We start from the raw sequence: 8,502 nt of genomic DNA, 5'->3' as shown, positions 1-8,502 counted from the left end.
TCCTTATTGAACTAAACTGCCATTTAGGGCAATAAAAAATGGACTACCGAAGCAGCCCAACTTTATTCAACCAACGTACTACGTTAGTTGAATAAGCTCATTCTAATTACATTTTTCAAAGACGGACCAAAATTCATCATCTTTCAATAGTTGAATAACAACATCTGTTATAGTTTTACGACTTATATCTTCTATCAATAACATATCTCTTGCCCAAAAATATTTACCATTCAGACACTCGCCAGTAGCTTGGTTTTTTTCTTTTAAACTCAAAATATTTTTATATGTAATAAAGGTCGCAACTCCTTCAGTACCATCTTCGAATATTACTTTCACATCAGTATTTTCATCATAAATATCATATCCATTTGACCACGCTTCAGCTTCAATCCAAATTCCTTTCATAATTCACCACTTTCAAGAAAAGTTAATCTTGAACTAACGCATGCGTTAGTTGAATAAGAATTAAATCTTATTCATTGATCCTTTATCTTTATTAATGTGATAATGCTAGGATAACTAAATCGAAAAAACAAAGGGCTATCCGTATAGTCTTTATAGACTTTTTTTAGACAGCCCTTTTTACTTTGAACTATATATTAACCGATAAATGCTTCCTTATTTGCATTAGCAAAAGTCTCAAAGGAGGTTGCTTTATGACCGGTTATTTCTTCTACCGTATTAGAGACATTTGCTGTGTGCCCTAACTTCATAATCTGATAATGTTCTAACAAGCCTTCAACGATTTCAGTAGGCATGCCTGTTTTTTGCATAGAAGCTCGAGCAGCTTCAACAGGTACGTCTACGTACTTAATTGATTTTCCGGTTACTGAAGAAAGAATTTCCGCAATTTCGGCGCTGGAAAGTGCTTCTGGTCCCGACAAGTAATATGCTTTGTTCTCATTGCCTTCTTCCGTTAAGACCCGATAGGCAACCTGGGCTATATCTCGGGAATCAATGTAAGCAGCTTTTCCGTCGCCATGCGGCGCATAGAATGCCCCATGATCACGAATGGTATGCGAGTTAAATTTAACTAAGTTTTGCATAAATGTATTTGGGCGCAAGAACGTATACGCCATGCCCGACTGCTCTATTTCTTTTTCAACTGCATTATGCCACTTTGCCAATGTATCCCATTCAGCCCCGCCGCCCGATAACTTTACAAGATGCTTCACACCGGCTTTTTTAGCTGCACGAATAATCGAAGAAGAAAGTTCCACCATATTCGGAACAAGAGGTGTTGCAAAATATACTTTTTGGATACCGTTCATGGCATTTACAAGTGAGTCGAAGTCGTTAAGATCGGCTTGAACCAACTCGACTCCTAATGCTTGCAGTTCGCTTGTGTTGCTTGTGGGACGAACAGTGACACGCGTTTTATGTCCGTTCTTCGCCAGAAGTTTCACCAATTCTTTGCCTGTTGTTCCGGTAGCTCCTATCACTAATATAGCTACGCTCATACTAAAAACTCCTCTCGTTTGTCAATTACATTTTAATTATGTTCAAAAATTTCAAAATATAATATTTGTCACTCTTTCCTTATGCTAAGAGTAATTCTTTTTAATTAATGTGAGGTTTACGAAGAAATAAACTTAAAATCGCACCAATCGTGGCAATGCAGGCTATAATTAAGAATGTGTCACCAAAAGCTAAGGCATTAATTTTTAAATTTATGGCGTGTTCCCCAGCGTCCGCCATACGTTCTCTTATTCGTGAAGATAAGTCACCCGTTAAAGCGGCTACGGCAAATGAATTCACAACTTGAATAGTAGCTGATGTTAAAGGTGTTACTCTGCTTACCAGTTCACGAGGAGCAGACTTTAAAACATGAGCATTTAAAGGCATCATTGATATGGCCATGCCACATCCCACCATAAAAAGTAGAATCATTAATTCAATTACTCCGGTATTAAGATTTACCCCAGAAAGCAAAAATAAAGCAACTGACATAAGGCTCATACCAGTAAAGACAAGAGGTCGGGCGCCTATTTTATCGGATAATTTCCCCGCGAATGGCGTAAATATTAGACCTCCCAAGGAAATAGGGAGCGAGATTGCCGCACTCACGAGAGGTGTTCGACCTAATACGCCTTGTTGGAATAAAGGATTCAAGAGAATAGTCCCTATCATGGAGGCTTGTAAAGCCCAAGTTATGATAATACCGCGAGTAAAATCTAATGATTTAAATGCACGCAGCTCCAGCAATGGTTGATTATGACGTAGCTCTACGAAAATGAAAATGAGAAGTGTGACACCCCCAACAATCAATCCCGTTAATGCGCCAGTGGAACTCCAGCCCCTTCCTACCTCACTGACACCATAAGTTAGCATGGAAAAGGCGATCGGGGCAAGAATCATTCCTAGAATATCGAGGGCAGGTGCTTTACCTCGCTGATGATTGGGCAGAAGCTTTAGACCAACAATCACAGCAGCTATTCCAATTGGTAAATTGATTAGGAAAATCCAATGCCAAGATGCTATACCAATTAACCATCCAGATAACAAAGGACCTGTAGCAGGGGCAATTAGCATAGGTATACCAAGCATCCCCATAACGGCTCCCCTTTTATCGGGAGGGGCCATTTTAAAAGATATTGCCATACCGATGGGAGTTACCATTCCACCACCAAGGCCTTGTATTATACGGGATAATATCAGCAGTTCAGGAGTTTGGACGAAAGCGCAAAGGACTGAACCAATAGTAAACAAAGTAATCGTAATGAGGAAAATTCGCTTGGCTCCAAATTTATCTGTCATCCAACCAGCTAAAGGAATTATCGTAGCTAGCGCAAGTGTATAACCAGTTACGGTCCATTGAATTGTTTCCAATGAACTGTTAAAATATTTTTGTAAACTTGGAATAGCAACATTCATAATTGTAGTATCTAGAAGAACCATAAACATACCAATCATAACTGCAAGAAGTGGAGTGATAATGGATTTGACCGAGAACTCTTGAGATGATGTTAATTTCTCAGTTGCTTGTGTAGACATTTAAACGTTCCTCTCTTCTGTGGCTTGATGCCTAGCAAACATCAAACATATTTGACTGTTGGTTTTTCCGAAAAACCAATCGGTCATTACAAGTTTAATTTTATCTAATTTTTTAAGAATGTCAATTTTTTTTTGAAATGAGGAAGTAGATTGAGTATTGTCAAACAAAACATCATTGATTCCGCTGAACGTTTTTTTTCAGAAAAAGGCTATCTTGCAACATCGATTCAGGATATCGCTGATGATTGCAAAATCGCAAAAGGGTCATTATATAAATTTTTCCCTTCTAAAGAGGATCTATTCGTAGAGGTGCATCACACAAAGCAGGAAAGCCTTTTCGAAAAAATGGAAGAGATTAGATCGGACACGACACTTACCTTAAGAGAAATTTTCATTCGTGAAACCGAATGTCAATTTTATTTTTTTATTGAGAATAATTTTATAATGAAGAATACGTTTGAAATGCAAGGTAGTGAAGGGAAAATTGCCTCTATTCTGCTTAGTCAACGAGCAAATATTCTCAATATGAATAAAGATGCCTTGATTCGTAGGTTTGGTAAAGAAATAGAACTTAATATATGGGACCTTGTATCGGTTTATAATGGGATCGTTAAAGAGTATCTTTTCTTAATAATATTTGATAACAGGCCGTTAAATATAAGAGATGTTTCTATGTTTATTGTGGATCTCTTGGAGGAAGTCGTTGGCGGCGCCCTGAATAAAAAACCAAAAGCAATTTTACAAAATAACATGATGGATAATTATGTGGAATCAGCCTATAAGGGCAACACTGTTTCTGTAGCTGAACAAAGACGTAAGCTGTTCGAGCTTCTTTTCTCTACCCTAAAAGAATTGGCGATAACGAATCATAACAAAACAGAACTGCATGAAGCACTCGTTATACTCCAGGAGGAAGTAGAGCGAGATCAGCCTAGATCTGCACTAATCCTTGCCATGCTTCAGTTTTTGAAGAAAGAGCATGAGCTTAAAAGCATAATTGAACAATTAAGAAAACTGTGCTTCAATTTGGATGAGTAATTATTTTTTAAGTTGCTAATGTGAAGAACAGCTAAATCTGGTTTTGGGATATGTCCAATAGATTAAGTGTCTGAGTAGTCTTTAGTGTAGCCGCCGCCCCACCAGTTAAAGTTCTTGTCATTTGGTTTTGACAAGAACTTTTTCTCATATTGTAAAAAATGAATATGTTAATCTTTTAAATGTAAATTCTTTCTATGCTTAAAAGAATCCTTCACTTATTGCACTAAACTGCCAGTTACACACAAAAAAAGACCGATAAACAGTCGATCATGTTGTACAACTAACGCATGCGTTAGTTGAACAAGGAAAAATTAAAATTGACCTAATATGCTAAAAATCAGAAATAATATGTAAAATTGTTTTTTTACATATTTATCAATCTAATTTGTATTTCTATTTAATGAACGAAGGATACTTATTTGTCGTTGATCACGCTCTATTTCAAGATCATCGACCGATGTATCGCCAAAAGAAGAAATAGACAATTCGGATAATGATTGAGCCATAGCCTCATTTAAATGTGGCTTACCAAGATTATCCCAAAGTGAATCCATTCCTGGTCCTAGATGTTTTAGGAAAGCAGGGAATCCTCCTTTTCCACCCCCTAAATGGAAAGTCAAAAACGGTCCACCTGCTGCCCATCGAAGACCAATCGAACTTGTTACAATTTCATCAAGGTCCTTCATCGAAACAACACCTTCTGACACTAAATAGATAGCCTCACGAAATAATGCTGATTGAAGACGATTAGCAACAAATCCAGCTATTTCTTTCTTCAATACAAGTGGATTCTTCCCTAACGCTTTATAAAAAGCAACAGCTTGTTCGACTGTCTTTGGTGCCGTATTGGTTCCAGGTACAACCTCAACGAGTGGGACAAGATGCGGCGGATTAAAAGGATGTCCAATCAACATACGTTCAGGATGAACCATGTTTTTAGAAATATCACTTGCTTTTAACCCAGAAGAAGATGACAATAATAAAGCATCCTTATTTACAAATTTTTCAATCTGAGTATATAACTCTTGTTTGAATTCAATACGTTCAGGACCGTTTTCTTGTACCAATGCAGCACCTTCCAATGCACGTTCAAGGTCCTTCTCAATAATAAGTCTGTCTGTAAGACCTTCCGTAGGGAGTCCAAGTTCACGTAACGACGGGATAATCTGTACTATCCCCTTATGCACAACGTCCTCTAAATCAGAACGAACATCATTCACTTTTACCTCCAATCCTTTCGCAAGAAAATATGCTGTCCATGATATACCAATAAGACCAGCTCCAATCACTGTCACTGGATTGAATTTACGAAGATTTTCTGGTAATTGAGGTGAGTTAGTTTGAGTGCTCATGCCAAGTCATTCCTTTCTTTTTATGGGTCTATATATTTGAGAAAGCTTTAAAAATAAATAGAATTTCCGTTGATACTATTGCTTACGTGTTTATATTACCCCTGTATTCACATTTAATCCAATTCATAATATAAGCGAAATAATGACAAGTTTAAAAAAAGGGGACATTGATTTAGGAATAGCAGGTCATCCTATTCAAGATGAAGAGATAGAGAGTTGTTTGCTGGTAAATGAAGATATTGTTCTGGTTTTACCCTTGAACTACAGATTTACGGGTAAAACAGAAATTTCGTTAAGTCAAGTCGCCAATGAACCATTTATTACTCTTGCTAATAGTGAGGAGAAGAGTGGTTTTAAAACCTTGCTTTGTGAGAAAGCTGGCTTCATCCCGCCTAATATTGTATTTGAAGTAGATTCTTATTTACAGGTCGAGGTTATAAAGCTTGATCAGGGTGTGGTTTTACTTCCTATTTCAGTTTGTAGAACATTGGGGTTAAATTATATAAAAGTTACTGATAATTCTTCTACATATCTAGTCGGCTTATCTTGGATAAGACATAAATTGTTATCTTCTTCGGTAAGAAATTTTCGTGACTTTATTATTTCGTACTATAAAGATAACTATGAAATGTTCAAGATTTATTAAAGGTTTCCATTATTATTTTTAAAAATTTTTGACCGTTAGATTAATTTCACCAAGTCTTCAACAAAAAAAATGTTTACTAAACTGAAGAATACTATTTGTGAAATTATTCACTTAACTATCCTGCCAGTTAGCACAATAAAAAGGCTGCATAACAGCCTTTCGTGCTATTAAACTAACGCATGCGTTAGTCCAACAAGATAAACAAAAATCCTTCTTAAAAGAAGGATCTTTTTTATGTTAATTATTACAATTACTTCAGCTTAAACCGTTACTGACTGGTTTGTTACATATTTTACATATTCGGCAGCGTTTTGTGCCAATTGCTCATCGGTTACGTCACCAATCCCGTGCAAAATATACGGTGTCATAAAGGTCATACCGATAAATGGGTTCGAAGCCGTAGCCTGAATCGGCTTCAACAATTCCTCCATCGTGTAACGGTTGTAACCGGTAGGCTGATATGATTCCGCAGGACCGAATGTAGAAACCGCTACTCCCAGATGTTTGCCGCGTAATGGAAAGGTCGTGCTTCGTATTCCGAAATCCCCAACAAGTACCCTATCGAACCATTCCTTCAACAAAGCCGGTGTGCTGTACCATTGGAACGGAAATTGAAGAATAATGCGATCATGAGCCAAAAGCAGCTCATGTTCTTTAGAAACATCGATTTTTTGGTCAGGATAAGTTGTGTACAATTGGTGAATCGTAACATCGTCTTGATTTTGTATTGCTTCCATCCAAGTCTTGTTAATTCTGGACTTTTCGATGTTAGGGTGTGTAACGATGACTAATGTTTTCAAACTAATCTCCCCTTGGTTGTTCATTTTGTTTTTTAATTTAGAAACTTTTGGTAACCCTTTATAAGATGCTGATTTTTCATTACTATAGAAGCTTAAACAACTAAATTTCAAAATCGACAATAATAGTGTCAGTCATTCCAGCTTCGATCATATACGAAATTGCCTTTTGGTGTTCTGGATGAGGACCATAGGCCTTTAATGCTTCCATGCTTTCAAATCGAACGGTTAGACCAATATCAAATCCTTGATTCCTTTCGGAAAAATTGTGATTACAACGCAAATCAACAATTCCTGGTATGGAATTTACTAAACTTCTCAGCTGTTGAATCACATTATCCTTTTGTTCCCATGTCGTCATTTTATCGAACTTGATGATAACAACGTGTTCAATCATGCCAACGCCTCCTTAAAAACCCTTCCAAACTGATTTCATCATTTCTTTCTTCACTTCTGTATATTGTGGACTATTTTATCGTTCTCAAATGAATAAACATATATTCTTTCCAGACTAACATGTTTATTTCAATAATTTGGCGTAATTTCTCTCTGACCGTTACTGTCTTAATATGGCAAAGATGCCTGTCGTTATTGATTTACTGCGATGCATATATCGGAATTACAATGGAAGGAGCTACGCATTCCCTGCAACTCGAACATGGAAAAATCTTTATAAGATTCATTCTATATTAGTGCATTAAATTAATGTATAAAGATGCTTCTTAACATCGTATTCTTCTATTTCAATACCATTTTTTAAACGATGAAGAAAATCTGGATTAGAAATAAATGAACGTCCGAATGCAGCGACATCAATTATTCCTTCTTCAATCGCCTTATTCGCCATTTCTGGATTTAATGCACCAACCCCAATAATGACACCATCCCAATATTTTCGGACTAATTGATGCATCGTTTTTCCATCTGCAAGCACTCGATCAAATTGCATAATCGATGGGTGAATCATTGTTGCACCCGCTTCCTTAAATGCCTCAACAAATGTACGAATGGCCATTTCTGGATCTTCCCACATGTAATTTGGAATATCTGCTTTAAAAGCAGAGAATCGGATCATTGTTCGTTCTGTACCGATTGCGTCGATAACTGCTTTAATTACTTCCTTCATTAACGTTAATCTTTGAGCAAGGTCACCACCATATTTGTCTGTACGATGATTTGTTATATCTGAATTAAATTGGTCAATCAAGTATCCGTGCGCACCATGAATTTCCACACCGTCAAAACCTGCTGTTATTGCATTTTTCGCAGCTTGCGCATATTGATTGATTACTTCATTAATATCTTCAATTGTCATTTCTTCAGGAACATCATATGGCTTACGGAAACGAGAGACAAGTCCTTCAGCTGGAATAGCTGATGGTGCCTGTGGAGGCAGATTTCCAGCAAGCTCGTGATGTGATAAACGACCAACATGCCATATTTGAGCGATCATTGTTCCTCCTTCTTTATGCACGGCATCAGTCACTTTTTTCCATCCCATAATTTGTTCTTCCGAATAAATGCCTGGAATTCCAGGAATGCCTTTTCCACGTGAACTTATGACCGTTCCTTCTGAAATGATTAAACCAACTCCATCGGCAGCACGTTTTCGGTAATATTCAACAATATCCTCTCCTACTACTCCTGTTTGATCATCTGCAAAAGATCTTGTTAA

At 37.1% G+C, this 8,502-nt stretch carries 8 protein-coding genes and 1 pseudogene; 2 read left to right on the top strand and 7 right to left on the bottom strand.

What is annotated here, in order from left to right; translation table 11 throughout:
* Positions 1-102: 102 nt before the first annotated feature.
* From CN514_RS14225 to CN514_RS14215, 3 genes are all read right to left on the bottom strand, one after another.
* A complete protein-coding gene (locus CN514_RS14225; RefSeq protein ID WP_286141686.1) occupies positions 103-405 on the bottom strand; it encodes a hypothetical protein in 303 nt (100 codons plus the stop codon).
* 194 nt (positions 406-599) lie between these two features.
* The gene (locus CN514_RS14220; protein ID WP_098233159.1) at positions 600-1,460 is read right to left on the bottom strand and encodes an SDR family oxidoreductase; all 861 of its coding nucleotides are present in this window, start codon (positions 1,458-1,460) and stop codon (positions 600-602) included.
* A 100-nt stretch (positions 1,461-1,560) separates the two neighbouring features.
* Positions 1,561-2,994 (bottom strand): DHA2 family efflux MFS transporter permease subunit, encoded by a 1,434-nt coding sequence (locus CN514_RS14215; RefSeq protein ID WP_098233158.1) that lies wholly within the window; start codon positions 2,992-2,994, stop codon positions 1,561-1,563.
* A gap of 150 nt (positions 2,995-3,144) precedes the next feature.
* Between CN514_RS14215 and CN514_RS14210 the strand changes: the two genes are divergently transcribed.
* Positions 3,145-4,032 (top strand): TetR/AcrR family transcriptional regulator, encoded by an 888-nt coding sequence (locus CN514_RS14210; RefSeq protein WP_098233157.1) that lies wholly within the window; start codon positions 3,145-3,147, stop codon positions 4,030-4,032.
* 380 nt (positions 4,033-4,412) lie between these two features.
* Here the strand turns inward: CN514_RS14210 and CN514_RS14205 are convergent, their stop codons facing one another.
* Positions 4,413-5,384, bottom strand: coding sequence for a 3-hydroxyacyl-CoA dehydrogenase NAD-binding domain-containing protein (locus tag CN514_RS14205; RefSeq protein ID WP_098233156.1), 972 nt, complete (start codon positions 5,382-5,384; stop codon positions 4,413-4,415).
* A gap of 133 nt (positions 5,385-5,517) precedes the next feature.
* Between CN514_RS14205 and CN514_RS14200 the strand changes: the two are divergent.
* A pseudogene (locus CN514_RS14200) lies at positions 5,518-6,030 on the top strand (LysR family transcriptional regulator substrate-binding protein); the annotation flags it as partial.
* A gap of 260 nt (positions 6,031-6,290) precedes the next feature.
* On the opposite strand, the gene CN514_RS14195 reads toward CN514_RS14200, so the two are convergent.
* The 3 genes from CN514_RS14195 to CN514_RS14185 form a co-directional block, all read right to left on the bottom strand.
* Positions 6,291-6,830, bottom strand: coding sequence for an NAD(P)H-dependent oxidoreductase (locus CN514_RS14195; protein ID WP_098233155.1), 540 nt, complete (start codon positions 6,828-6,830; stop codon positions 6,291-6,293).
* A gap of 100 nt (positions 6,831-6,930) precedes the next feature.
* On the bottom strand, positions 6,931-7,224 hold the full coding sequence (locus CN514_RS14190; RefSeq protein ID WP_098233154.1) for a Dabb family protein: 294 nt from the start codon (positions 7,222-7,224) through the stop codon (positions 6,931-6,933).
* 300 nt (positions 7,225-7,524) lie between these two features.
* On the bottom strand, positions 7,525-8,502 hold a 978-nt coding region (locus CN514_RS14185), incomplete at its 5' end, for an oxidoreductase (RefSeq protein ID WP_141529379.1).

Origin of the sequence: Bacillus sp. AFS001701 (genome assembly GCF_002559405.1) — a bacterium.
GTDB lineage: Bacteria > Bacillota > Bacilli > Bacillales > Bacillaceae_G > Gottfriedia.
Note: the sequence above shows the minus strand (reverse complement) of the source record. Positions and strands in the feature narration are given on the sequence as shown.